18 protein-coding genes are annotated in these 23,212 nt (G+C 64.3%); 9 read left to right on the top strand and 9 right to left on the bottom strand.

The window, feature by feature from the left end; all coding sequences use genetic code 11:
- Positions 1-3 precede the first annotated feature (3 nt).
- The 4 genes from DPM35_RS16095 to DPM35_RS16080 form a co-directional block, all read right to left on the bottom strand.
- Positions 4-1,569 (bottom strand): glycosyltransferase, encoded by a 1,566-nt coding sequence (locus tag DPM35_RS16095; RefSeq protein ID WP_112128507.1) that lies wholly within the window; start codon positions 1,567-1,569, stop codon positions 4-6.
- A gap of 22 nt (positions 1,570-1,591) precedes the next feature.
- The gene (locus tag DPM35_RS16090) at positions 1,592-3,691 is read right to left on the bottom strand and encodes a glycosyltransferase (protein WP_112128239.1); all 2,100 of its coding nucleotides are present in this window, start codon (positions 3,689-3,691) and stop codon (positions 1,592-1,594) included.
- A 12-nt stretch (positions 3,692-3,703) separates the two neighbouring features.
- A complete protein-coding gene (locus DPM35_RS16085) occupies positions 3,704-4,354 on the bottom strand; it encodes a bifunctional DNA primase/polymerase (protein ID WP_112128238.1) in 651 nt (216 codons plus the stop codon).
- 157 nt (positions 4,355-4,511) lie between these two features.
- Positions 4,512-5,291 (bottom strand): helix-turn-helix domain-containing protein, encoded by a 780-nt coding sequence (locus tag DPM35_RS16080; RefSeq protein ID WP_112128237.1) that lies wholly within the window; start codon positions 5,289-5,291, stop codon positions 4,512-4,514.
- 109 nt (positions 5,292-5,400) lie between these two features.
- Here DPM35_RS16080 and DPM35_RS16075 point away from each other — a divergent pair, with 109 nt between their 5' ends.
- From DPM35_RS16075 to DPM35_RS16055, 5 genes are read left to right on the top strand one after another with little or no spacing between them, the layout of a single operon-like run.
- Entirely contained in the window at positions 5,401-7,542 is a 2,142-nt protein-coding gene (locus tag DPM35_RS16075; RefSeq protein ID WP_112128236.1) for a hydantoinase/oxoprolinase family protein, read from the top strand.
- 14 nt (positions 7,543-7,556) lie between these two features.
- Positions 7,557-9,752: a hydantoinase B/oxoprolinase family protein gene (locus DPM35_RS16070; protein ID WP_112128235.1), complete on the top strand. Its 2,196-nt coding sequence runs from the start codon at positions 7,557-7,559 to the stop codon at positions 9,750-9,752.
- Between the two features lie 6 nt (positions 9,753-9,758).
- A complete protein-coding gene (locus tag DPM35_RS16065; protein ID WP_112128234.1) occupies positions 9,759-10,265 on the top strand; it encodes an acetone carboxylase subunit gamma in 507 nt (168 codons plus the stop codon).
- Positions 10,266-10,271: 6 nt separating this feature from the next.
- Entirely contained in the window at positions 10,272-11,042 is a 771-nt protein-coding gene (locus DPM35_RS16060; RefSeq protein WP_112128233.1) for a glucose 1-dehydrogenase, read from the top strand.
- An 18-nt stretch (positions 11,043-11,060) separates the two neighbouring features.
- A complete protein-coding gene (locus DPM35_RS16055; RefSeq protein WP_112128232.1) occupies positions 11,061-11,888 on the top strand; it encodes an SDR family NAD(P)-dependent oxidoreductase in 828 nt (275 codons plus the stop codon).
- A 59-nt stretch (positions 11,889-11,947) separates the two neighbouring features.
- On the opposite strand, the gene betI is transcribed toward DPM35_RS16055, so the two are convergent.
- Positions 11,948-12,586 (bottom strand): transcriptional regulator BetI, encoded by a 639-nt coding sequence (betI, locus tag DPM35_RS16050; protein ID WP_181592041.1) that lies wholly within the window; start codon positions 12,584-12,586, stop codon positions 11,948-11,950.
- Between the two features lie 111 nt (positions 12,587-12,697).
- On the opposite strand from betI, the gene DPM35_RS16045 reads away from it, so the two are divergent.
- The 4 genes from DPM35_RS16045 (at position 12,698) to DPM35_RS16030 (ending at position 18,033) form a co-directional block, all read left to right on the top strand.
- Positions 12,698-13,735, top strand: a complete 1,038-nt coding sequence (locus DPM35_RS16045) for an alcohol dehydrogenase catalytic domain-containing protein (RefSeq protein ID WP_181592040.1) — start codon at positions 12,698-12,700, stop codon at positions 13,733-13,735.
- Positions 13,736-13,844: 109 nt separating this feature from the next.
- Entirely contained in the window at positions 13,845-14,786 is a 942-nt protein-coding gene (locus tag DPM35_RS16040) for an ABC transporter substrate-binding protein (protein WP_112128229.1), read from the top strand.
- Between the two features lie 92 nt (positions 14,787-14,878).
- The gene (locus tag DPM35_RS16035) at positions 14,879-15,940 is read left to right on the top strand and encodes a quaternary amine ABC transporter ATP-binding protein (RefSeq protein ID WP_112128506.1); all 1,062 of its coding nucleotides are present in this window, start codon (positions 14,879-14,881) and stop codon (positions 15,938-15,940) included.
- Entirely contained in the window at positions 15,937-18,033 is a 2,097-nt protein-coding gene (locus tag DPM35_RS16030) for an ABC transporter permease (RefSeq protein ID WP_112128228.1), read from the top strand. The genes DPM35_RS16035 and DPM35_RS16030 overlap by 4 nt, the downstream gene beginning before the upstream one ends.
- Here DPM35_RS16030 and DPM35_RS16025 read toward each other — a convergent pair whose 3' ends face one another.
- From DPM35_RS16025 to DPM35_RS16010, 4 genes are all read right to left on the bottom strand, one after another.
- On the bottom strand, positions 18,034-19,317 hold the full coding sequence (locus DPM35_RS16025) for an O-antigen ligase family protein (protein ID WP_112128227.1): 1,284 nt from the start codon (positions 19,315-19,317) through the stop codon (positions 18,034-18,036).
- A 40-nt stretch (positions 19,318-19,357) separates the two neighbouring features.
- Positions 19,358-20,449, bottom strand: coding sequence for an acyltransferase family protein (locus DPM35_RS16020; RefSeq protein WP_112128226.1), 1,092 nt, complete (start codon positions 20,447-20,449; stop codon positions 19,358-19,360).
- Positions 20,450-20,567: 118 nt separating this feature from the next.
- Positions 20,568-21,800, bottom strand: a complete 1,233-nt coding sequence (locus DPM35_RS16015; RefSeq protein WP_112128505.1) for a polysaccharide biosynthesis/export family protein — start codon at positions 21,798-21,800, stop codon at positions 20,568-20,570.
- A gap of 133 nt (positions 21,801-21,933) precedes the next feature.
- Positions 21,934-22,611, bottom strand: a complete 678-nt coding sequence (locus tag DPM35_RS16010; RefSeq protein WP_042645112.1) for a sugar transferase — start codon at positions 22,609-22,611, stop codon at positions 21,934-21,936.
- Between the last annotated feature and the right edge of the window lie 601 nt (positions 22,612-23,212).

The following is a 23,212-nucleotide window of genomic DNA, read 5'->3' as shown; positions in this document are numbered from 1 at the left end:
CGTCTACCACGGCACGTGCAGGATTTCGAGCTTGGGCAAGCCCACAGGCCGGATACCAAGGTCGTTGGCCAGCATGCCGAAGGCTTCCGTCTCGATCAGGTCGCGATAGGGGATCTCTGGAAAGCGAAGTCCGCCGCGATGCAAGGCCGCGTCGACGAGAAGCATGGTGCCGCCGACCCCGTCGAGGCCGATGCTGTCGAGATGCCTGACGTCACTGAGATGGAGACGGGCATAGGAATAGGCCGGAGGTTGATAGATGCCGCCGCGTATCTGGCGATAGTAGCGATAATCCTTCTGTTTGCGCACGCTGACGAAGCTGTTGAGGTCGAAACTGTCGCCGCCGGCGATCTTGACGCAGTTTGGGACCACGATGCGATTCCCGCTTTCGATAAGCCGGCTCAGGATATCGCGGGGAAATCGCCACACGTCGATATCGACCCACAACGCCCAATCGTCGCTCGCGGCGAGGCCCTGGTCGATCAGGTGGTTTCGCACCTTGGCGATGGCGCCGCGCCTCATGCGCTGCAGGCTTCGCTTGGCGCGCTTCATCCGATCGAGCCGGACGCCTGTCTGCTTCCGTAGAAGAACCACGTCCCGATAAATTTGGGTCAGCGGCGCGACGGCTTGCTGCAACCGCTCCCAGCTTCCGTCCACGCTGTCGCCCTCGCAAAAGACCAGCTTGATCCTGTCCTTCGGGAAGTCGAGCGCGCCGACGGCATCGAGGAAGGGTAGGATATGATCGGCCGCGTCGCGCAGCGGCACCAGGATGGCGACGGTGCCACCCGACGGGATCGGCGCCGCGAGGGCCGCCTGGCTCACGCCCTGCCTGGCGGCTGCTTCGCTTAGATGGGCGCCGCGTGTCAGATGGTGCCAGGACCGGTAGGCATGCGTGCGGATCTTGTCTCGCCAGCCCGGCGCCGGAGTGCGTGTCCACCACGTGCCGGCCCAATGGTGGATGGAAAGGGTCGGTGTCCCATCGTCGCCCCTGCGCCCGGCCGAATCGACCGGGGCGAACAGCGCCGAAGGGTGGATGGCGAAGGCGGATTGGTCGCCGTAGCTGAGCTGGGCCGAAGTCATCACGCAGGGGCCGGTGGCGTCGATGGCTTCCTTGGCGTGGGCGAGCCCCGGCAGGAAGGACAGGAGGTGAAGCCAGAAGGGATGGCCGGCCGGGCTGGCGATCGTGCCGTTGAACAGCAGATAGGGCAGCCGGCGGAAATCGGCCTGCACCCGAGCATGCGTGTCCGGTTCCTTGCAGAAAACGATCCGGTCCTCGTTGGCTAGCGGATCGAACGGCGCCACGCATTCGCAGTCGATATCGGCGTAGACCCCGCCGAAGTGATGCAGAAGCAGGTACCGTCCGGCATCGGCCCTCAGCACGCCGCTCTCGTAACTGCAAAAGGTCGGCAGGAAGTCGGGATAGTGCCGCGCGACGAACTCGAGCAGCTGACGATCGTTCCAGAACATCATCGTCCAGTCCGGATGGTGCCGCTTCCAGCTCTCGATATAAGTCTGGAACCGGATCGGAATCTGGTCGGTCTTCCAGGTCTGGTGCAGGATCTTGGGGATCATCAAAGGCTCGTTGTGCGGCGGTTCATCGGCTGGGTTCGTCCAGTCCCAGGCCGTGGCGAACGGCATCGCGGATGGCCTGAGGTCCGAAGCGGGACCATGCGGTATCATGGGCGCGGGCACGCAATCTCGCCATGCGGGCCGGGTCGGAACAGAGTGCGACCGCCAGGTCGGCCAGTCCTTCGTCGGCGTCGGACAAGAGCAGGTCTTCACCGCCGGCGAGGTCGAGCCCCTCCGCCGCCAGCGGCGTCGCGATCACCGGCACGCCCGAGGCCATCGCCTCCAGGATCTTGATGCGCGTGCCGCCGCCGATCCTGAGCGGGACGATGCAGAGATGCGCTGCCGACAGCAGGGGACCCATATCGTCGGGGTTTTCGATCAGGACGACGCCATCGAGTTTGGCCAGGATACGAACGGCCGGATCGGGCGAACGACCGGCTAGGATGAGCCGCGCGGCCGGCAAGGCCTGTCGGATCAGCGGCAGGATGATACCGGCCAGGCGCTCCGCGGCATCGATGTTTGGGTGGTAGCCGAGGTGGCCTGCAAAGAGGATCACCGGAAATCCATCGGACGTACCGGGCGATGGCGGCAGCGGCTCGGACGTCCTTTTGGCGCGCGGAACCCCGTTCGGCACGATATCGACCGGCGTTTCATGCGCGGTTATCGCCTTGAGCCGCTCGCGGTCCAGCTTCGAACAGACCCAGATGCGGTCGACGATCGCCGCCGCCCTCCGCTCCAACTGCCTTATCTCGGGCGACACGGCCGGCGGGGCATTGCCGGGCGTCTGGGCGGCGAGATCGGACTCGACATTGTGCATATCAAGAATGAGCCGCCTGGTCAGCGGCCGCAGAGGCTGCAGCAGCTTGAACAGCGGTATGCTTTCGACGACGATAGTGTCCGGACGGAACTCGCGCGCCAGGGCTTTGAGCCGGACGAGCGCCGGACGCGGAATCCGGTTCTCGCCCTTGATCCGTCGCAAGCCGAGCGAATGCGATCGCTTGTCGGCTTCCGTGGTCAATGAGACCACGCGGATGTCGAGGCCGGATGGCTGCAGCGAGCCGGCAGGCCGCACCGAGGCAAGGCGCACGGGTCCGATTGCGGCGGCGGCGACGGCATTGCCGAAGGTCCTGAGATCGGCTCCCGAGGCGGGCGGGTAGGCCGGGTCGAAGCTGACGATCAGCGTGCGCCGGGGCGCCGCCGAGCCGGCGGCCGGTCCGAAGCCGGCCAGCCGCCCGAACCGGATCCTGGCCAGGTATTGGGCCGCCTTCCAGCTTCGGCCGAGCTCCTTGTGCGCCATGACCGCGCGCATCATGCCGGCGGCGTCAGCGAACATCCGGTGCTTGATGAGCTGGCGGGCAATGCGTTGCGCTATCCAGGCCTTTCGCCATTGCAACGCGTCTCGCTCGACGCCGGCGGCTTCGAGGCTGTCGAGCTCGCGCGCTATGGCGAGGAACGTCTTGCGCGGCGCCGTGATGAAGCGACGCGCCATCCGCTCCTCATTGTGGTGATAGAGGAGCACCGGCGCCTCGATCGCGACGACTTCGGCGCGCGCCAGCAGCGCTGCCCAGTAGCAGGTGTCCTCGTCGAGGCCGATCGTTTCCGGAAAGCGAATGCCGGCTGTCGCCCGGTTGGCCACCAGCGCGCTTCCCATCGCGATCGGCCACAGCTCGTTGCGCAGGTATCGGCGCGTGTTCTGCCCTCTGTCGGGACCATAACCATACGGCGTCTTGAGCTTGTCCGGGCGGCCTTTCGTGCGCCGTATACTGGCCCCGACGGCCAGGCCGGCGCGAGGCTGGCCTGCGAGCGCCGAACCCAGCAGCGACAGGCTGCCGGGCATCACCTCGTCATCGGCGTCGAGAAAGAAGATGGAAGTGCCGCTTGCCCGCTCGATCCCCAGATTGCGCGCGGCGCCCGCGCTGCCCAGGCGAATGCTCACCACATCCAGTGGCAAGCCAAGGCGGCGCGCGCTCTCACTCGCCACCTCGGCCGTGCGGTCATCCGAGCCGTCGTCTATCGCCAGGATCTGGCGGATCACCGGCTTGTCGGACAGAAGGCTGCTCAGCGCCGCCTCGATCGTTGCGGCTGCATTTCTTGCCGGGATGACGACGGTTATGTCAGCCGTCATGCGCTGGGCCGTTCATTGGCGTTCGAAGAAGCCGCGCTTGAGCAGGCGGTCATAATGGTGCTTGAGCATCGACACCGGGCGCAGCGAAAGACTGCCAAGACCATCGACGACCTGCGGGTCGACATCGAATGGCGACTGGCCTTTGACCCAGCTGTAGCAGGAACCGTCCCTGAGCACCGAAGGGGGCCCGACCACATAGCCGCCGAGCGCCTTGACGTGGCCGACCCGGCGCAAGCCGAAATGCAGGCTGGAGGAAACCGTCGGTTCGCGCGTCCTCAGATAGACATGAAACCCGCTCGGCGATCTTGCCATCGGCGTAGCGTTCACGATTGCTTTGTGGTCGGCGAGCCAGGCCCGGTAGCCGGCCTCGTCGTCGAAATCGAGGATCATCAGGTCGGAAAACCCTCCCAGGATGCCGACATTGCCGGCAAAGCCGCGAAACCAGCGCGCGATGTCGCCGCTGCCTGGCGGCCTCTGCGCCAGTTGGAAGGTAGTGGAGGTGAAGGCCAGTTCCTTCAAATCCTTGCGCAACGTCCGCAGATGCAGCGGATCATACTCCATGGCCGCGAGGTCGAGATGCTTGCCGCCGGCACGCAGCGGCAGGCATATATAGCCGCGCTCGAGCAGCCTCGCGGCGTATTCGCTCAACTCCCCGGGCAGCATTCACCAGTATCTCCCATGGAATTTTCCGCTCGATCTTTTTTAGCCTGCGGCATCCCGGTCAAGCATCGGATCAGGAGCCATGCCGGTTCTTCATCACGTTGCTGCGATTCATGTACGCAGAAACTGCGCCCCGATTACATCATCGAAACATTGCTGGCTACACCTCCACCCGGTGCTGGAAGAACTGCAGGAACAATTCCCGCTCGGTCGTGATGTCGAGCTTTTCGTAGATGCGGCGGCGATGGTTCTTCACCGTGCCGACGGTGATCCCGAGCCGCTCGGCGATGTTGGCGGTCGGATGGCCGGCCAGGATCAACTGCACCAGCTCGCGCTCGCGCAGCGACAGCTCGGGCCACAGGCTGTCCGGTATGCTCGGCTTCTGCTGCGGCGAGGCGCCGGGGCCGCTCGGCGCCGAGGTGCGGGAGAAGTCTGAGCCGCGCGCCTTGATGTCCAGCGCATGCAGCGCCTCGAACACCGGCAGCCGCTCGGTGAGCAGCGCGATCTCGCTGTCCTTGAACGACACCATCGAACGGTCGAGGAAAATGCCGAGGCACCAGTCGCCGCCGTCGGCCAGCATGATGCCGACCTCGTCGCAGATCTCCGACTGCGCGAGGAAGCCGGCTATGTACTGGCCGCGCTTGGCCTCCTCGTCGGCAAGGCCCTTGAGCGGCATGATGCCGAGCCGACGCTGGCTGCGCCACGAGGCGTAGAAGGGGTCGAAGACGTAGTAATTGTCGAGATAGCGCCGCACCATCTCGTCGGAGAAGCGCCGGTGCTTGACGAATTCCGGTGTCCTGGTAGCCGAATAGCGCGTCACCGTCACCAGGTCATGCGCGATGTCGGCGCCGATCAGGTCGATCAGGCAGTCGACATGCCGGTCGGTGCCGGTGGCGGCGATCGCCCTGGCCAGCGGCGCCCAGATAGTGCCCATGCGCATGCCCTTTTCTCGGCGAACCGCGCCGCCCGGTCATTGTGTCTTTAGGCATATGGCGCGATCTGGCTGGTCGAATCTAGTCTGTGGTCATTCTCGGCAAGGGAAAGCGACCGTGGACCAGATCACCACCAATCCAATCGTCATCGGCATCGACGCCGGCGGCACCATGACCGATACGATCCTTGTCGATCAGGACGGTCACTTCAAGATCGGCAAGTCGGCGACGACGCCGAAGAACGAGGCCGAGGGCTTCCTCGCCTCGGCGGAGGACGCGGCGGACGCCTGGGGCATCTCGCTGCAGGACCTGTTCTCGGGCGTCAATGTCGTGCTCTATTCCGGCACCGGCATGCTCAACACGTTGCTGTCGCGCACCGGCCGCAAGCTTGGGCTGATCACCACCAAGGGCCTTGAGGACATGATCCTGATGGGTCGCGGCCTGCAGGCCTGGGCGGATTATTCCTATGCCGACCGCCTGCATGCGGTGACTCATCACCATCCCGATCCGCTGGTGCCGCGCCGCCGCACCCATGGCGTCACCGAGCGCATCGACCAGTTCGGCGACGTCATCCTGCCGCTCTACGAGCACGAAGTGCACGCGGCGGCCAGGAAGCTGATCGCTGACAAGGTCGAGGCGATCTGCATCATGACCATCTTCTCGCATGTCAATCCGGTGCATGAGAAACGCATCGCCGAGATCTGCCGCGAGGAGATCGCCGCCGCCGGCGCGGACATCCTCGTCTACACCAGCCACGAGGTGCGTCCGGTCATCCGCGAGCAGTCGCGGCTGAACTCGGTGCTGATCGAAGCCTACGCCACCTCGCGCGGCCGCAAGCAGCTCAAGGGCATCGAGGACGTCTCGAAGAAATACGGGTTCAAATATGGCGTGCAGACGCTGCTCTCCTTCGGCGGCCTGACCTCGATCGACCATCCGCGCCTGCACGAGACGATGATCTCCGGGCCGATCGGCGGCATCCTGGGCGCGGCCTATGTCGGCAGGCTGATCGGCAACGACTCGCTGATCTGCTCGGACATGGGCGGCACGTCCTTCGACATGGGTGTCATCACCCGTGGCCAGACGCGGATCGAGAACGAACCGCTGATGGACCGTTTCAAGCTCAACGTGCCGACGCTGCATCTCGACACGATCGGCGCCGGCGCCGGCATGATCCTGAAGGTCGACCCGCTGACCAGGAAGGTTTCGCTCGGGCCGGAAAGCGCTGGATCCGACCCCGGCCCGATCTGCTTCGCCAAGGGCGGCACCGAGCCGACCATCGCCGATTGCGACGCCATCCTCGGCCGCCTGAACCCACATTACTTCCTCGGCGGCAAGGTCGTGCTGCAGGTCGAGAAAGCGCGCAAAGCCTTCGAGGAGAAATGCGCCCGCGTGCTCGGCGTCGGCGTCGAGGAAGCCGCCGAAGGCATGATCGACATGCTCGAGGCCGACGCCAACAACGCGCTGCGCCGCGTCATCTCCGGCCAGGGAATCCACCCGTCGGAATTCACGCTTCTATCTTATGGCGGCTCGGGACCGCTGCATCTGGCCGGCTGCTCCAGGGGTATCGGCTTCAAGGACATCATCACCTTCCAGTTCGCCGCAGCCTTCTCGGCCTTTGGCTGCACCACCGCCGATTTCATGCGCCGTCATTCGGTGTCGACGCAGATCGACATCGGCGCGCGCGCCAGCGACGACGAGCTGCAGGCTTTCGGCGCGAAGGTCACGGGCGTCTGGGATGACCTGACCAAGGCCGCGGTCGACGAAATGGTCGCCGACGGCCACGCGCTCTCCAAGATCAAGACTGTGCCGTTCCTGATGATGCGCTACACGGGCCAGCTCGAGGACGTCGAGGTGATGGCGCCGCTGTCGGCGCTTCGTTCGGCCGACGACATGCGCAAGGTTATCGCCGAGTTCGAGGCGGTCTACGCCAAGGTCAACCACCGCGTCTCGCGCTACGGCGAGGCAGGCTTCTCGATCACCGAGCTCGGGCTGATCGCCACCGCCGATAAGGTGAAGCCGATGCTGGTCAAGCGCCCGCTCGTCAAATCCGACCCCGCTTCCGCCCACAAGGGCGTGCGCGAGGCCTATATCGGCGGCCGCTGGCACAAGGCCAATCTCTACGAGATGGACCTGTTGCAGCCCGGCCACGAAGTGATCGGCCCGGCCATCATCGAACACCCGGCGACGACGCTCGTCGTCCATCCGCAGGATCGCGTCCACCTCGATGAATGGACGTTGCTTCACTACACCCACGCTTGAGAAGGGCGAACGCCATGCTGGACAAACCCGCCTCGGCCCTGCGCATCCGCGAAAGGCTGCTCGAATCCGAACGGCTGATGGACGAGACCGGCTGCTACGATGGCATCACCGAGCTCCATCTGCGCAACCAGGACCCGCTGAAGTTCGAGACGCTGCACACCAAATTGCGCGCCTATTGCGTGTCGGCCCGCGAGATGGCCCGTCGCATCTCCGCCTCGCCCGGCGTGCGCGAGGTCGGCGAGATGGTCGTCGCCATCTACACGCCGGAAGGCGACGCCATCGCGCTCTCCAACGGCATCATGGTGCATGTGCACACGATGAGCCGCTTCATCAAATGGATGGTCCGCAACGGCTACGAGGAGAACCCGCAGATCCGCGACGGCGACATCTTCGCCAACAACGATGCCTTCATCGGCACCGTGCAGGTGCCGGACGTGATGGACGTGGTGCCGATCTTCCACTCCGGCAAGCTGGTCGGCTGGGCCGGCGCCGTCTGCCACGAGCTCGAAGCCGGCGGCATCACGCCCGGCGGGGACGTGGCGCTGGCGCAGGAGCGCTTCACCGAGGGCCTGTTCGTCTGCGCTGAGAAGGTCGGCGAGAATGACCAGCTCAGGCGCGACTACGTCATCCGCTGCGAACGCAATCTACGCATGCCGATCTACTGGGTGCTGGACGAGAAGGCCAAGGTGGCGTCGTGCATCGACATGCGCGAGAGCGTCAAGGCGCTCATCGACGAGATAGGCCTCGATTACTGGATGCAGGTATCGAAGGAATTCATCGAGGAGGGCCGCCGCGCCCAGCTTGCGCGGACCCGCCAGCTCACCGTGCCCGGCATCTATCGCGGCCACACCTTCTACGGCCATGTCACCGCCGGCAAGCCGGGCTATCAGCCGCTCGGCGATCCCGACTGGCTCTACAACATCCCGATCGAGATGGAGATCACCTCGGATGGCAAGATCATCATGGACTTCGAGGGCACGCAGCCCTGGGGCTACCATTCGATGAACTGCACGCCGGCCGGCATGGATGGCGGCATGTTCGTGACGCTGACCCAGCACATGAATTTCGAGGGCCTGGTCAATGACGGCGCCTGGATGGCCACCGAGCTGAAGTTGCCGCACGGCACCTGGACCAACCCGGACAACGAGATGGTGGCGACGGCCACCTCCTGGGCGCTGCTTCTGCCGGCCTACGGTGTGTTCCAGCGGCTCCTGTCACGCTCCTTCATCGCGCGTGGCTTTGTCGAGGAGGCCTTTGTCGGCCAGGTCAACAGCCCGATGATCGAGATGGGGGGCACCAGCCAGTACGGCACGCCCTTCGGCATGGCGCATTTCGAATGCGCCGCCGCCGGCTCCGGCGCGTTGGCCATCAAGGACGGGCTCGACACCGCCTATGTCGGCTGGAACCCGGAATCCGACATGGGCAACATCGAGATATGGGAGCAGAACATGCCGATGCTCTATATCGGCAGGTCGATCGTTCCCAATTCCGGCGGAGCCGGCAAATATCGCGGCGGCTGCTCGTTCCTGTCGACCTGGCTGGTCTCGAAGACCGATCATCTGCGGCTGGTGACGTCTGAACATTCCTCGCGGGTGTTCGACAATGGCGGTCTCTGCGGCGGCTATCCGGCGCCGACCTGCCAGAAGCACCGCGCGGTTCGCGATTCGAACATCTTCGAGCTGGCTGAGAATGGCGCGCCGCTGGCGCACCACACCGGCACCAATCCATATCGCTCTGAGCTGGAAGTGCGGCTGGAAGGCGAGCATGTGACGCTGGAAGGGCCTTACATCACCGCGCCGCACAAGACCGGCGACGTCTTCGCCCACTCCTACAATGGCGGCGGCGGCTACGGCGACGTGCTGGAGCGCGACCCGGTGAAGACCGCCTGGGATGTCGAGAACGGTTTCCTTACCAAGGAGGCTGCCGAAGGCATCTTCGGCATCGTGCTCGATGAGGACGAGGAGGGGTTCCCGGTCGCCAATCTGGACGCCACCAAACGCCATCGCGCCGAGATGCGAGCAGAGCGCCTGGCGCGCGCGAAGCCGGTTTCGGAGTGGATGGCCAAGGAGCGCGAACGGGTGAAGGCGGCCGATTTCGCGCCCGAGGTGAAGAAGATGTATGCCAGCGCGATCAAGCTGTCGCCGCGCTTCACCAGGGACTTTTCGGCCTTCTGGGATGTCGACGCAAAATCGACCTTCGGCGCGGAGTAAGGAACCATGACCTCATACAGCAAGGAAGTCATCGCCGATCTGGTTGCCGGCACGCTGCCCTGGCCGCAGACGCGCCGCATCATGAGCGCCTACAAGGACGACGATCGTTTCTTCAAATATGTCGCGGTGCTGCAGGAGCGCGTCGGTTGGAAGGATCCGATCCTGCTGCCCGTCGGCGACCACCTCTTCATCTGCCAGAGCGGCGATGAGCGGGTGACGAAATGCGAATGCGGCCACTCCTTCGGCGACTACCGAAAGAACTGGAAACTGAAGGCCGCGATCATCGTGCGCGACAGCGAGGAGACGCTGCGCGAGATCTACCCCAACAGCGACCTGCCGGACCCGGACTGGATGGAGATCCGCGAATTCATCTGCCCGGAATGCGGTACGCTGCATGAGGTCGAGGCGGCGGCGCCCGGCTATCCGATCGTGCATGATTTCGAGCCCGATCTGGAAGGTTTCTACCGCGATTGGCTGGGCAAGCCGCTGGAGCCCTTGAACAAGGGAGGCTGATCCGCAATGGGCCGCGTCGCAGGCAAGGTGGCGCTCGTCACCGGGGCCGGGCTCGGCCTCGGACGGGCGTCGTCGCTCTTGCTGGCATCGGAAGGCGCCAGGCTGGTCGTCAGCGACATCGACGAGAGCCTCGCCGGCAATACGGCGGCGGAGATCGTCAAGGCGGGCGGCGAGGCATTGGCGCTACGCCATGACGTCTCGAAGTCGGACGATTGGTCCGCCGTCATGGCGGGGGTCGAGCAAAGGTTCGGACGGCTCGACGTGCTGGTCAACAATGCCGGCATTGCCATCGCCAAGAACATCGAGGACACGTCGCTTGAAGAGTGGCGGCGCACCATGGCGGTCAATCTCGACGGCGTGTTCCTCGGCTGCCAGGAGGGAGTCAAGCTGATGAAGAAATCCGGCGGCGGATCGATCATCAATCTCTCCTCAATAGACGGCATCATCGGCGAGGCGGACCTAGCCGCCTACTGCGCCTCCAAGGGCGGCGTGCGCACCTTGACCAAGGCGGTCGCCGTGCATTGTGCCGAGCAGCGCTACGGCATCCGCTGCAATTCCATCCATCCCGGCTACATCTGGACGCCGCAGACCGAGAACTATCTGCGCGATCTCGGCACGCTCGATCAGGAGAAGGCGAAGGCGCTGTCGCGTCATCCGATCGGTTTCCTCGGCGAGCCGAACGACATCGCCTGGATGGTCCTTTACCTCGCTTCGGACGAATCGAAATTCGTCACCGGCTCCGAAATGGTCGTCGATGGAGGCTATCTTGCAGTGTGAAGACGGAGCACGTCAGCAATGACCAATCTCACCGGCCGCAGCGCCATCGTCACCGGCGGCTTTTCCGGCATGGGCTTTGCGATAGCAACGGCGCTCGCCAAGGCCGGCGCCAATGTCGCCGTCGGATCCTATGTCGCGCCGCCGCAGGCGGGCAGGGTGGACGCCGCTTATTATCCCGGCGCCGACGAGATCGAACGCGTGAAGTCGTCGCTTGCCGCGCATGGCACCAAGGTCCATGCCGCGCATCTCGACGTACGTGACAGTGACCTCACCAACCTCTTCTTCGCCGAAGCCCAGGCGGCCGTTGGTCCCGCCGACATCCTGGTCAACGCCGCCGGCACCACCGCCGAACAGCCGGTCTGCGGCCATTCCGACGAGCTCTGGGACAAGATCGTCGACACCAACCTCACCGGGGCGTTCCGTACGACCCGTGCGGTCCTGCCCGGCATGATCGAACGCGGCTGGGGCCGCATCGTCAATATCGGCTCGACGGCGGCTTCCGTCGGCTGGAAGGACAATCCAGCTTACTGCGCCTCCAAGGCCGGCCTGCTCGGCCTGACGCGCTGCGTGGCGCTCGAAGGCGCAGCGCACGGCGTCACCTGCGTCATGATCAGCCCGACCTGGGTCGAGACCGAGCTGATGCGCCGCAACGTCGCGCAAGTGGTCGAGCGCGAGGGCAAGGGCCGCAGCGCCGAGGAGCTGATGGACGAGTTCAGGAAGGGCAACCCCCAGGGGCGGATGATGCAGCCGGAAGAGATCGCGGCGCTCGCCGTCTTCCTCTGCTCGGACCTCGCCAAGGGGATCACCATGGAAAATATCCAGATCACCGGCGGAGCTTTATGGTGAAACCCGCGCCGGCAAGGAGAGCCTGCAACCGCTCGCTGCCGGCGATGCCTTCCAAAACGTCACGCCGCCTGCAGCTGAAGCCTTTTCAGCTTCGACACCATGGCCGCGCCGAGCATCTTTTCCGAATACTCGACGAGCAGCGCCCGCGCCTCCAGATGCGAAATGGCCTCGTCGGAATGGCCGCGCCGCAGCCAGAAGCCGTCGAGCATCGCCGCGAAGCCGCGCACGAAATGGTCGATCTCCTCTCTCGACCACAGCGGCGAAAGCGCCGAGCCGATATTCGACCGCAAGCGTTTGTAGAACAGCTCCTGCAGCCGAGCGTAACGCGGATTGTGCGCGGCTTCCGCATAGAACGACACCCAGGCATTGGCCATGCTGCGCTCGAACTTTTCTTCCGGAAAATTGCCGTCGACGATCGCCGTCAGGCGCTCCCATCGTGTTTCGGCCTGGCGCAGATTGATCACCACCGCGTCCATCAGGACGCGGTTGGCGTAGCGCACCATCTCGAACAGCACCTGGTCCTTGTCCTTGAAATAATAGGTCAGGATACCCTGCGACATGCCGGCCTCGTGGCAGATGCGGGTCGTCGTCAGGCCCTTCAGCCCGTCGCGCAGGAAGATGCGGTGCGCCGCCTCGATCAGCTCGACCCGCCTGATGTCCTCGATGCGGGTGCGTTGTTTCTTCGTCCTGGTCGCCATGGCTTTCGTATACCCGACGAAAATTTTGTACGCTCTAACAAATTTTTGTATTGTCATATGATTTTGGCAGGCCTACGCTGCGAAAGCAAGCAGATGCCTGACGGACGATCGATGACGTCGCACACAAAAACGATGCGGGCCGCGGTCCTAGGAAGCTACGGCGAGCCGCTCGAGATCACCAGTGTGCCGCGTCCCGTCGCCGGCCCCGGTCAGATATTGGTGCGGCTGCAGGCTTGCGGCGTCTGCCACACCGACGTGCATATCTGGCGCGGTGAGAGCGTTCCGCCGCACGCGCCTTCCCCCTTTGTCATGGGTCATGAGGGCATCGGTCGCGTCGAGGCGATCGGCGAGGGCGTCGGCGGCTGGTCGCTCGGCGATCGTGCCGGCGTGCCCTGGATCCACGACACCTGCCGCCGTTGCGACGAATGCCTGGATGGCCACGAGTCCTTTTGCCAGCACCATCGCGCGCATGGTCTGAACGTGCCCGGCGCCTTTGCCGAGTATGTCGTCTGCGACGCGAGCTTCGCGGTGGCGCTTCCCGAAACCATCGATCCGGTGACCACCGCGCCGGTGATGTGCGCCGGCATCACCGCTTACGGCGCTGTGAAACGGGCGGCGCTGAAAGCCGGCGAAAAATGCATCGTCTTCGGCTGCGGCGGCCTCGGCCTCTATGCCGTGCAGATCGCCAGCCGGCTCGGCGTCAGCGTGCTCGCCGTCGACCGCGACCCGGCGAAGCTGGAGATCGCCCGCCGCTACGGTGCGGCGGCAGCCGAAATCGCCGACTCGGGCTTGCCCTCGCGGCTGGCGGCGAAGGGCGAAAAATATCACGCCTGCATCAATTTCGCGCCGACCACCGCCACCTGGGACGCGATGGTCGCGGGCATCCGGCCGCGCGGCAGGATCATCGCCGCGGCCATGGTCTTCCAGCCGGTGCCGCTCGTCCAGGAATGGCTGACGGCCACCGGCGTCCTCATCACCGGCACCAGCGTCGGCACAAGGCAGGAGATGCGCGAGCTGGTCGCCATGCACGCGGATAAGCCGCTTGAGACGACGGTCGAAGTCATCGGGCTGGAAGACGTGTCGGCAGCACTTGTCGCTCTCGAACGAGCCCAGTCGAAAGGGAGGTACGTCATCAGCTTTGCGCGGTAACGGAATTTTCCGGCGGCCAGGGAGTGGCGCGGAAAGAGGCTAGCGGCAGCCTCGCCATTGAGGATGGAAATTCATCTCGAACCATAACAACCAGACAAGGGGAAACATCATGCCGAATACGATCAACAGAGTGAGATGTGCAGGAATTGGCCTGGCGCTGATGCTTGCCGCCAGCGCGCCGGTCGCCGCCGCCGATCTCGGCGCCAAGGACGAGCCGATCAAACTTGCGATGCTGGAATGGACCGGTGCGCATGTCTCCACCCACATCGCCGGACAGCTTCTCGAGAAGCTCGGTTACAAGGTCGAATACGTCACCGCCGGCAACTTCCCGCAGTTCTCCGGTCTCGCCGACGGCTCGCTCAGCGCCTCGGTGGAAGTGTGGATGAACAATGTCGGCGACATCTATCCGAAGACCCTGGCCGCCAAGCAGATCGAAGACATTGGCAAGCTCGATCTGAAGACGCGCGAAGGCTGGATCTACCCGAAATTCATGGAGACGGTCTGCCCCGGCCTGCCCGACTGGACGGCGCTCAACAAGCCGGACTGCGTCAAGGCGCTGTCGACGCCGGAAACCGCGCCCAATGCGCGCTTCCTTGACTACCCCGCCGACTGGGGTTCGCGCGCAGCAACGATCATCGCCGATAACAATATGCCCTACACGGCCGTGCCGTCCGGCTCCGAGGGCGCGCTGGTGGCCGAACTCGAGGCGGCAGAGGCCGCCAAGACGCCGCTGGTGATGATGTTCTGGGGGCCGCATTACGCGCTGGCCGAGAATGATGTAGGTTGGGTGACGATGCCGCCCTGCAAGGAGCAGACCAACGAGCACTGCATCACCCCGCCCGATGTCGACAAGATCGTCTGGTCGGGCTTCGGCGCCAAATGGCCGGCGGCCTACGCCTTCCTCAAGGCCTTCAAGATGGACGCCGGCGAGCAGGAGAAGATGATGCTTGCCGTCGACAAGAAGGGCGAGGACCTCGACGCCGTGGTCAAGGCTTGGATCGACAAGAACGAGGCGGTTTGGAAGCCCTGGGTCGACGGCGCCAAGGGCTGATCGACCCGATGCCTCGAAAAGGCTGAAAGGCAATCGATGCCCGGCTTCCGCGGAGCGCGGAGCCGGGCAAGCAAGTCGCATGGATGGCTCCGATGACCGCCGCCTCACGCCCGATAAAGCTTGCGTGCCGCAATGTCTGGAAGGTCTACGGCCGGCGTCCGGACTATTATTTCGACTCGCGCGGCTATGTCATCGACCCCGATGCGCTGGCCGAGCGTCTGCGTGCCGAAGCGCATCTGCCGGCCGTGGTCGATGCCAGCTTCGAGGTGGCAACCGGCGAGATTTTCGTCATCATGGGCCTTTCCGGCTCCGGCAAGTCCACCTTGGTCCGCTGCCTGTCGCGTCTGGTCGAGCCGAGCGCCGGCGAGATACTGCTCGACGGCAGGAACCTGCTCGCCGCCAGCGGTAAGGAACTCATCGAGCTGCGCCGTCACGCCATGGGCATGGTGTTCCAGAATTTCGGCCTGCTGCCGCATCTCACCGTCCTCGACAATGTCGCCTTCCCGCTGAAGATCCAGGGCAAGCCGGCGAAGGAGCGTGAGGCCCGCGCCCGCGAGATGATCGCGCTGGTCGGGCTCGAAGGCCGCGAGGCGTCCTTCCCGCACCAGCTCTCCGGCGGCCAGCAGCAGCGCGTCGGCATCGCCCGGTCGCTCGCGGTGGGCCCGGAGCTCTGGTTCCTCGACGAGCCGTTCTCGGCGCTCGATCCGCTGATCCGCAAGCAGATGCAGGACGAGTTCCTGCGGCTGCAGCGCATGCTGAAGAAGACTATCATCTTCATCACGCACGATATCGCCGAGGCCTTCCGCCTGGCCGACCGGCTGGCGATCATGCGGGCGGGCAAGATCGTGCAGATCGGCCGCCCCGCCGACATCGTGCTCAACCCGGCCGACGACTATGTCGCGCAGTTCACCGAGGACATGCCTCTGCTGCGCGTGATCACCGCCGGCGACATCGCCACGCCGGCCAATGGCGCGGCGCTGCCGGAGCGCAGCGTCGCCGCCGACACCAGCCTCGAAGCGTTGATCCCCCAGCTCGCCTCCGGTGTCGGCGGGTTCGCCGTTACCGGCGACGGCGACAACCCGCCGGCGGTGCTCAACGCCGGCGCGGTGCTTGCGGTGCTGGAGCGCGAACAGGCGAGGCGAAAAAGCTCATGACGGCGCCGGCCGCGATCGCACCATCCGCGCAAAGGTTCGCCATCGCGCCGGCCCTTGTTCCCTGGTGTGGTCTGGGCGTGCTGACGGCGCTTTGCCTGCTTCTGAAAACCGAGCTTCCCTGGTTGGTCAATTTCCCCAAGGAATGGACGCTGCCGCTGGCTTCCTACATCAACGCCGTAGCCGACGTGGTCGTCGCCGTCATCCAGCCGGGGTTCCGGGCGCTCTCCGCCTTGCTCGATGCGCCGATGCGCGGCGCGCGGCTGGCGCTCGCCTGGCTGCCCTGGCCGGCCGTGATGCTGGCGGTCGCCGCCCTTGCGTTGAAGTCGAGCGGCGAGCGGCTGGCGATCTTCGCGCTCGCCACGCTCGCCTATATCCTGCTCGCCGGCTACTGGCCGCAGAGCATGAACACGCTTGCGCTGGTGCTCCTGGCGGTGCCGATCTCGACCGTGCTCGGCTTCCTGCTTGGCGTTCTGGGTTACGCTCGCCCGCGCTGGCGTCCGGTGCTCAACGGCGCGCTCGACCTGATGCAGACGGTGCCGGCCTTCGCCTATCTCATCCCGCTGCTCTTGCTGTTCGGCTTCGGTCCTGTGGTCGGGCTGATTGCCTCGGCGATCTATGCGACGCCGCCGATGGTCCGCAACACCATGCTCGGCTTGGAGCGTGTGCCGGCGGCGATCAGTGAGGCCGGCTTGATGAGCGGGTGCACGCGCCGCCAGCAATTCTGGCAGGTAGAGGTGCCGACGGCGCTGCCGCAGCTTCTCGTCGGGTTCAACCAGACGACGATGGCGGCGCTGTCGATGGTGATTGTCGCCGCCATCATCGGCGGCTTCGAGGATATCGGCTGGGAAGTGCTGTCCTCGATGCGTAAGGCCGAGTTCGGCCAGAGCATCCTGTCCGGCCTGGTGATCGCACTGCTCGCCATCCTCATCGACCGCCTCACCATCGGCTTCGCCAAGGCGCCGGACACCGGACCGACGCGCGCCATGCGCTGGATGACGCCCCGCCGGCTGGCGCTGTCGCTGGCGATCGCGCTGGCTCTCGCCGTCGTCATCCGGCTGGCCGCGCCCGACGCAACGCTTCTGCCGGAAACCGGGCTTCGCGAGCAGATGGGCGCCGTAAACCAATGGCTTCTTGGTCTGGTGCGTGACTATGCCTGGTTCTTCAACGGCGTGCGCAACGCGGTGCTCTACTGCCTGCTTCTGCCGATGCGCGTCGGCATTTCCGGCTCGGCGACACCGGCAATGTGGGGTTTCTCGCTGCCGCCATCGGCGCTGGCCGTCTATGTCGTCCTGGTGCTGGCCTTGGCCGTTCTGGCTGCGCGCCGACTTGGCTGGCGCGCGGCGGTCGCCATCCTGGCCGCCGGCCTCGTTCTCTACACCGGCTTTCTCGACCTGCCCTGGCCCGTCTTCATCCTTGCCGTCGCCCTGCTTGCCGGCCAGGTGGGCGGGTCGCGGCTCGGCCTCTTCGCGGTTGCGGGCTTCGGGCTGATCCTGGTCAACGGCCTTTGGCCGCAGCTGGTGCAGTCGCTCTATCTCTGCACGCTGGCGGTTCTGCTTTGCCTTCTGGTCGGCGGCGCGCTAGGTGTGTGGGCCGCGCATAGTGAGCGGGTCTCCCGCGCACTGAAGCCGATCTGCGACGCGCTGCAGACCATGCCGCAATTCGTCTTCCTCATCCCGGCGCTGATGTTCTTCAAGGTCGGCGAGTTCACGGCGCTGATCGCCATCACGCTCTACGCCATCGTGCCGCCGATCCGTTATGTCGAGCATGGCTTGAGGCATGTGCGCGCCGACGTCGTCGAGGCGGTCGAGCAGATGGGCGCGACGCCGCTGCAGACGCTGCTGCAGGCCAAGCTGCCGCTCGCTTTGCCGGTCGTCATGCTCGGCCTCAACCAGACCATCATGGCGGCGCTGTCGATGCTGGCCATCGCCGCCCTTGTCGGCACGCGCGATCTTGGCCAGGCGGTCTATGTCGCGCTCGGCAAGGCCGATGCCGGCATGGGCCTGATCGCCGGTCTGTCGATCGCCTTCCTGGCGATCCTGGCCGACCGGTTGATCCAGGCAGCCGTCGCGCGCTCCGCGGCTGCCTCCCGCTGATCAGACCGGCGCCGGCACGCGGCCATGGGCAGGCCTCTCGTCCTCGGCCGGAACGGCTACCCTGCGGCGCCGGAAAGCCGGCAGCGGGGTCAGCCTGAACAGGCCGTAATAAACGATGAAGGACGCCATGAAGTAGGGGCCGAGCATCTCGACCTCGAAGAAGGAGCGGATCAGCATCAGTCCGATCGCGCCGGCAAGCACCACCGAATCGGCGCTCCAGTCGCCGAACACCACCTTCGACACATGGCCGTAGAAAGCGCGCAGGATGACAAGCGCCAGCAGGGTGACGCCGATGAAGCCGATTTCCACCAGCGTCTCGATATAGGTGTTGTGGAAGTGGAAGCCTGAGCGGGTCGAGATATAGAATTCCGCCCACAGCCGCTCCGGATCGGCAAAACCCTGCACCCAGTAGGCGGCGTAGCCATAGCCGAGCAGCGGATGCTGCTGCGCCGCCTCCCAGCCCTGCTCCCACAGATAGGTGCGGCCGGTGAGCGTCGAATCCTTGCCGAAGATGCCGAGCACGACATCCAGCAGGCCCAGGTTGAGCGCTGCCACGACGGACATCACCAGCGCGCCGGCGCCGATAACGAACAGCACGCGGCGATACCGCAGCGCCAGCACCTTGCTCATGGTGAGCAGCGACACGACGCCGATCACGGCAGGCAGCGAAGCCACGGAAGTGGCCGAATGGGCGATTGCCAGCATGTAGACCGACAAAAGCATGATCGGCGCGGTCCAGGCGAAGCCAAGCCAGTTGCGCCGATAGAAGACCAGGAAGGCAAGGCAAAGGAAGATGCCCAGCGAGGCGAAGAAGCCGACCTGGTTCTTGGAACCAAAGGCGCCGACGAAATTGACTGTGCCGTCCATGATGTCGAGCGCATAACCGCCGACTTTCATTGAATAGAGCAGAACGAGGAAGATACCGATCAGGGAGCCTACTACCAGCGTGCGCACGCTGATGGTGCGCGCCGCGACATAGGCGCAGACGATATGCGAGGAATATTGCACCGCCGCGCGCGCGCTGGTGCCCGCCGCCTGGGACCAGAACACCGAGAGGCAGACATAGACCGCAAGTGTGATGGGCAGCCAGGCGGTGGAAAGCCTCCAGGTGAAGCGCCGGTAGTCGACGAACAGCAGCGGCAGCCAGACGGCATAATAGGCGAGGATCAGGATCTGGCCGAAATTGGGCGAATAGGCGAAGGCGATCACGGAAACCACGACCGCGAAGGCGCCGTAGGTCTCGTTGCGATCGGGATCGATCAGAATGGATTTCGGAATCTTCATACCGGATTTTGTCCGTTGAGTCCTTCTTGAGTGAGTCGCGCTAAGCCACGGCTCGCGCGCGCTGCATCTGCCGCAGCAGGAAGCGCCGCACCGGCTCGTCAAAGACGCGCGTGGCGATGTCCGCGATGACGACGACCGAGGCTGCCATGACGATACCGAACCAGGGATGGTGCGCGAACGGATCGATCGAGAGAGCCTTGCCGGCTCCGGCGATGATCATCAGCATCGGCGTGTGAATGATGTAGATCGGGTAGGATATCCGCCCGAGCCAGCCATAGAAGCCGGACAGAAGCGGCGCGGTCGGCGCCACCGCGCCGGTCGCCACCATGATCGGAAAGACGATGGCGATTGCGGCAAGATCGTAGACGACGCGCGCGCCGCCGGCCGGTGCGACGGCGAAGACGGCAAGGGTGAGCAGGATCGCGCCTTCGACCCACAAGCCGCGCCGCAGGAAGCCGAGACTGCCTTGCCAGCGCGCCATGGAGCGGCAAAGCAGCACTCCGAGGAAGAACGAGAAGGTGACGCGCGGCAGCCCGCTGACGATGGTCTTGCCGGTCATGCCGAAATCCAGCGTGCCGGCGAAAACCGAGGCGACAACCAGCAGGACGAGGCTGACGACGACGATTCCCCTCAGCACGCGCCGCGACAAAAGGACGAACAGCGCGACATAGGCGATGTTGACGACGAGCTCGAAGAACAGCGACCACGAAGCGGGGTTGAGCGGGAAGATCGTGTGGTAGGCATCGCTGACCAGCGGGATGAAGAGCATGCCTGTCGTCAGCTGCAGGCCGATCTCGGACAGCGGCATGTATTCGGCCGGCATCAGCCTGTTCTTGACCAGCAGATAGAAGAAGCCGAGCAGCGTGCCGGCGAGATAAAGCGGATAAAGCCGGATCAGGCGGATGGCCACGAACGAGCCGAAGCCCATGCCGTTCTCGATCTTGCGGTCATAGGCATGCGCTATGACGAAGCCGCTCAGCAGGAAGAAAAGATCGACCGCGAGATAGCTCGACGGCAGCACCTTGCCGTCGGCCAGGAACGGCGAGAAGTGATAGAGCATGACGCTGATCGCCGCCACGCCGCGGATGGCGTCGAGGTTCAGATACACGTGACGCGGGGCTGCGGGCTGCATGTTATGCCTTCAAGCGGTCCAAAACAGATCGCCCGCCCGCGCTATGCGCGAACGAGCCTGACATGTTCCTCCCGCCTCCGTTCCTCGATTCGCCGCGGGCAAGCCCGGGCCGGCGACGCTACTGGCTGGCCGTCGGCGCGAGCTTCACCTTGATCACGTCGCCCGGCAGCACCGGCGTGTCTTCCTTGGCTTCGATCTCGCTCGTCTTGCCGTCGGCAACCCGCACCAGCGAATAGAGCAGGGCCGGTTCCTGACTTCCGGTGAGGGCGGCAGTCGTTGCCGGATCCGACGCCTGGGCGATCAAGCCCTTCTGCATGCCGACCCTCAAGGCTGCCTCGTTGAGGTTCGCCTCCGTTTGCTGCCGATCGGCAGTGAGGCTCGAACTCAGTGTGTTACGGGCATCGATGGCGTCCTGCTCTGCCTTGCTGATCGACTGCTTGGCGGTGAGGATAGCCGTCTCATAGTCCAGGATCTTGCCCTGCAGGTCGGTGACCGTCTGCTGCGAGGAAAGCAATCGCGCATTGGCAATCAGGCCTTTCTGCGCCAGCGGACCGATGCTGTTTGCCTGCTGCTCCGCCAGGTCGACCTGTTTCTGCTGGTTGGCGATCTTCTTTTGCAGCGATTCGATTTCCGACTGCAGAACACCCTTCAACTGGTCGAGCGCATCAAGCTTCAGCTTCAGCGACTTCTGGTCGGAAACCAGGATCGCTGTTTCGTCCGCGACGATGGTCGGCAATCTCGGATCCCCCTGGATTTCCTGAGGCACCTCGAAGGTCGTTTTCCCGGCCAGGTCGGCGTCGATGCGGGCTCGCTTGACCATCAGCCGCAAGCGCTGGTCGTCATAGATGTCATAGCTGCCCTTGGCGGTGATCAGATCCTTTTCCAGCTGAGGACCGTAGTCGGCACTGCGCCTTATGCCGCCGGCGATGCTGACTGCCTTGAGCACCGTCAGATCGGGCACGAAGGGAAACTGGCCGGGGTTCTGGACTTCGCCCGAAATGTAGAATGGCCGGAACTGCGCCATCTCGACCGAGGCTTCCGGTTTGTCGGGCAGCGCTAGCTTACGCTGCAGCGCAAGCCCGATCGACGAAGCGATCTCCGCCGTCGTCTTGCCGGCGGCCTGCATGTCGCCGACGAACGGCACCGAGAGCGTCCCGCCCGGACCGATCGAATACTGGCCGTTGATGGCCGACCAGTCGCGGAACGTGCCGTCGACCGTCTGCCATTCGGCGACGCGGATGTTGAGCTTGTCCAGGGGGCCGAGCTGGTAGTCGCCGGCGGCAGCCAGTTGCGGCATGGCAAGCGAGGCTACAAGCAAAGCGCCCGCGAAGCGGGCTGATATCCTTGGCATGAGACTGCAGGCGAAAGACAGTCCGAAGAGGTCTTTTGTCAAATGAACGTTTCCGATCCGCTTTGGCCCCATCCGCCCGAATGAGATCACTTGCCGGATGCCTGCCCCGGTTGCGGCGGGGCAGGCCGGTAGGTCAATAGCTGCCGCGCGACATCCACACGGCGGGAACTGTCTTGAAGATGATGCGAATGTCCTCGAACAACGACCAGTTCTCGACATAGTGGCGATCGAAGGCGACCCGCGTGTCATAGGATACGTCGTTGCGGCCGCTCACCTGCCACAGCCCGGTGAGACCCGGACGTGACTTGAGATAATAGACGGCAGCGCTGCCATAGATTTCCAGCTCGTCGCGCACGACGGGGCGCGGGCCGACAAGGCTCATGTCACCCTGCAAGATGTTGAGGATCTGCGGCAGCTCGTCGAGGCTGAGCTTGCGAAGCACCGCGCCGACGCGGGTGACGCGCGGATCGTTCTTCAGCTTGCGCGTCGCGATCCATTCGGCGTTGGCTTCCGGATTGGCCGCCAGATAGGCGGCAAGCACCCGCTCGCCGTCCGGCACCATGGTGCGGAACTTGAGGCAGGAGAAAATCCTGCCGCCCCGGCCGATTCGCTTGTGGCCGTAGAAGATCGGACCGTTGTCCGAAAGCTTGACCAGCAAGGCGACCATCAGGAAAAGCGGGCTGAGCAGAACCAGCCCGGACAGGGAACCGACGATATCGAAGCTGCGTTTGAGCAGACCGCCGATGGGGGGTGGAAAATCAACGCCGACCTGCGCAAAACCCGCATTAGCCGACTTGGCGACATCCCTCATGCAGAAGCTCCATACGTTGAACGGATGGTTTACGGCAAGATATCAAAAAAATGCTGCAGCGCAACACACAATTTCCCATCGCGATGAAATGTTCACGTCATGAATTGACCAAATATTAAACCCGGCTTGCCCAAATTTTCGCCTTTGTGGCGTGTTTGTGACAAGGTGAGGGAAAACCAGGAAAATGTAGTCTACCTTTTGGGCCTTTTTTGGACAGCGCGTTCTTTGCTGCAGAAGAAACGCGGTTGCATGCCGTCGGAAGCACTCGCAGCGGTAAGTTATGCAGATAAAATACTATTCAAAGGCGCGGGTTTTACTGAGGCGAAATGAGCGGCATTGAATAGCCGGTCAAGCCGCAGTGTGCGACGCAGCATGGCAGAGTCGATCTCGTAAAATCATTGGAAACCATACCTGCCGGGCCTTGCTCCGGTCAGCCCGCCTTAATAGAGTCGCAAATTGTTCCTGTCATAGTCTGCATGGGTAAGGAAGGCCGGAAGCAACCGGCCGGATTGGGCAGCCAGAAAGAGCTCTTTGGCGCAACGGGGAGTTACGCGGGTGGGTAAGTCGCAGCTTCTGCATGCTCGTCCCGGTTGAGAGGCCG

Source organism: Mesorhizobium atlanticum, from assembly GCF_003289965.1.
Lineage (GTDB): Bacteria > Pseudomonadota > Alphaproteobacteria > Rhizobiales > Rhizobiaceae > Mesorhizobium > Mesorhizobium atlanticum.
This window is presented reverse-complemented; position numbering and strand designations above follow the sequence as displayed.

What these genes read in the sequence shown, in the direction of transcription:
- DPM35_RS16095 (WP_112128507.1), bottom strand. Translation starts at nt 1,569, where the DNA reads ATGATCCCCAAGATCCTGCACCAGACCTGGAAGACCGACCAGATTCCG.
- DPM35_RS16090 (WP_112128239.1), bottom strand. Translation starts at nt 3,691, where the DNA reads ATGACGGCTGACATAACCGTCGTCATCCCGGCAAGAAATGCAGCCGCA.
- DPM35_RS16085 (WP_112128238.1), bottom strand. Translation starts at nt 4,354, where the DNA reads ATGCTGCCCGGGGAGTTGAGCGAATACGCCGCGAGGCTGCTCGAGCGC.
- DPM35_RS16080 (WP_112128237.1), bottom strand. Translation starts at nt 5,291, where the DNA reads ATGCGCATGGGCACTATCTGGGCGCCGCTGGCCAGGGCGATCGCCGCC.
- DPM35_RS16070 (WP_112128235.1), top strand. Translation starts at nt 7,557, where the DNA reads ATGCTGGACAAACCCGCCTCGGCCCTGCGCATCCGCGAAAGGCTGCTC.
- DPM35_RS16065 (WP_112128234.1), top strand. Translation starts at nt 9,759, where the DNA reads ATGACCTCATACAGCAAGGAAGTCATCGCCGATCTGGTTGCCGGCACG.
- DPM35_RS16060 (WP_112128233.1), top strand. Translation starts at nt 10,272, where the DNA reads ATGGGCCGCGTCGCAGGCAAGGTGGCGCTCGTCACCGGGGCCGGGCTC.
- DPM35_RS16055 (WP_112128232.1), top strand. Translation starts at nt 11,061, where the DNA reads ATGACCAATCTCACCGGCCGCAGCGCCATCGTCACCGGCGGCTTTTCC.
- betI (WP_181592041.1), bottom strand. Translation starts at nt 12,586, where the DNA reads ATGGCGACCAGGACGAAGAAACAACGCACCCGCATCGAGGACATCAGG.
- DPM35_RS16045 (WP_181592040.1), top strand. Translation starts at nt 12,698, where the DNA reads ATGACGTCGCACACAAAAACGATGCGGGCCGCGGTCCTAGGAAGCTAC.
- DPM35_RS16040 (WP_112128229.1), top strand. Translation starts at nt 13,845, where the DNA reads ATGCCGAATACGATCAACAGAGTGAGATGTGCAGGAATTGGCCTGGCG.
- DPM35_RS16035 (WP_112128506.1), top strand. Translation starts at nt 14,879, where the DNA reads ATGACCGCCGCCTCACGCCCGATAAAGCTTGCGTGCCGCAATGTCTGG.
- DPM35_RS16030 (WP_112128228.1), top strand. Translation starts at nt 15,937, where the DNA reads ATGACGGCGCCGGCCGCGATCGCACCATCCGCGCAAAGGTTCGCCATC.
- DPM35_RS16025 (WP_112128227.1), bottom strand. Translation starts at nt 19,317, where the DNA reads ATGAAGATTCCGAAATCCATTCTGATCGATCCCGATCGCAACGAGACC.
- DPM35_RS16020 (WP_112128226.1), bottom strand. Translation starts at nt 20,449, where the DNA reads ATGCAGCCCGCAGCCCCGCGTCACGTGTATCTGAACCTCGACGCCATC.
- DPM35_RS16015 (WP_112128505.1), bottom strand. Translation starts at nt 21,800, where the DNA reads ATGCCAAGGATATCAGCCCGCTTCGCGGGCGCTTTGCTTGTAGCCTCG.
- DPM35_RS16010 (WP_042645112.1), bottom strand. Translation starts at nt 22,611, where the DNA reads ATGAGGGATGTCGCCAAGTCGGCTAATGCGGGTTTTGCGCAGGTCGGC.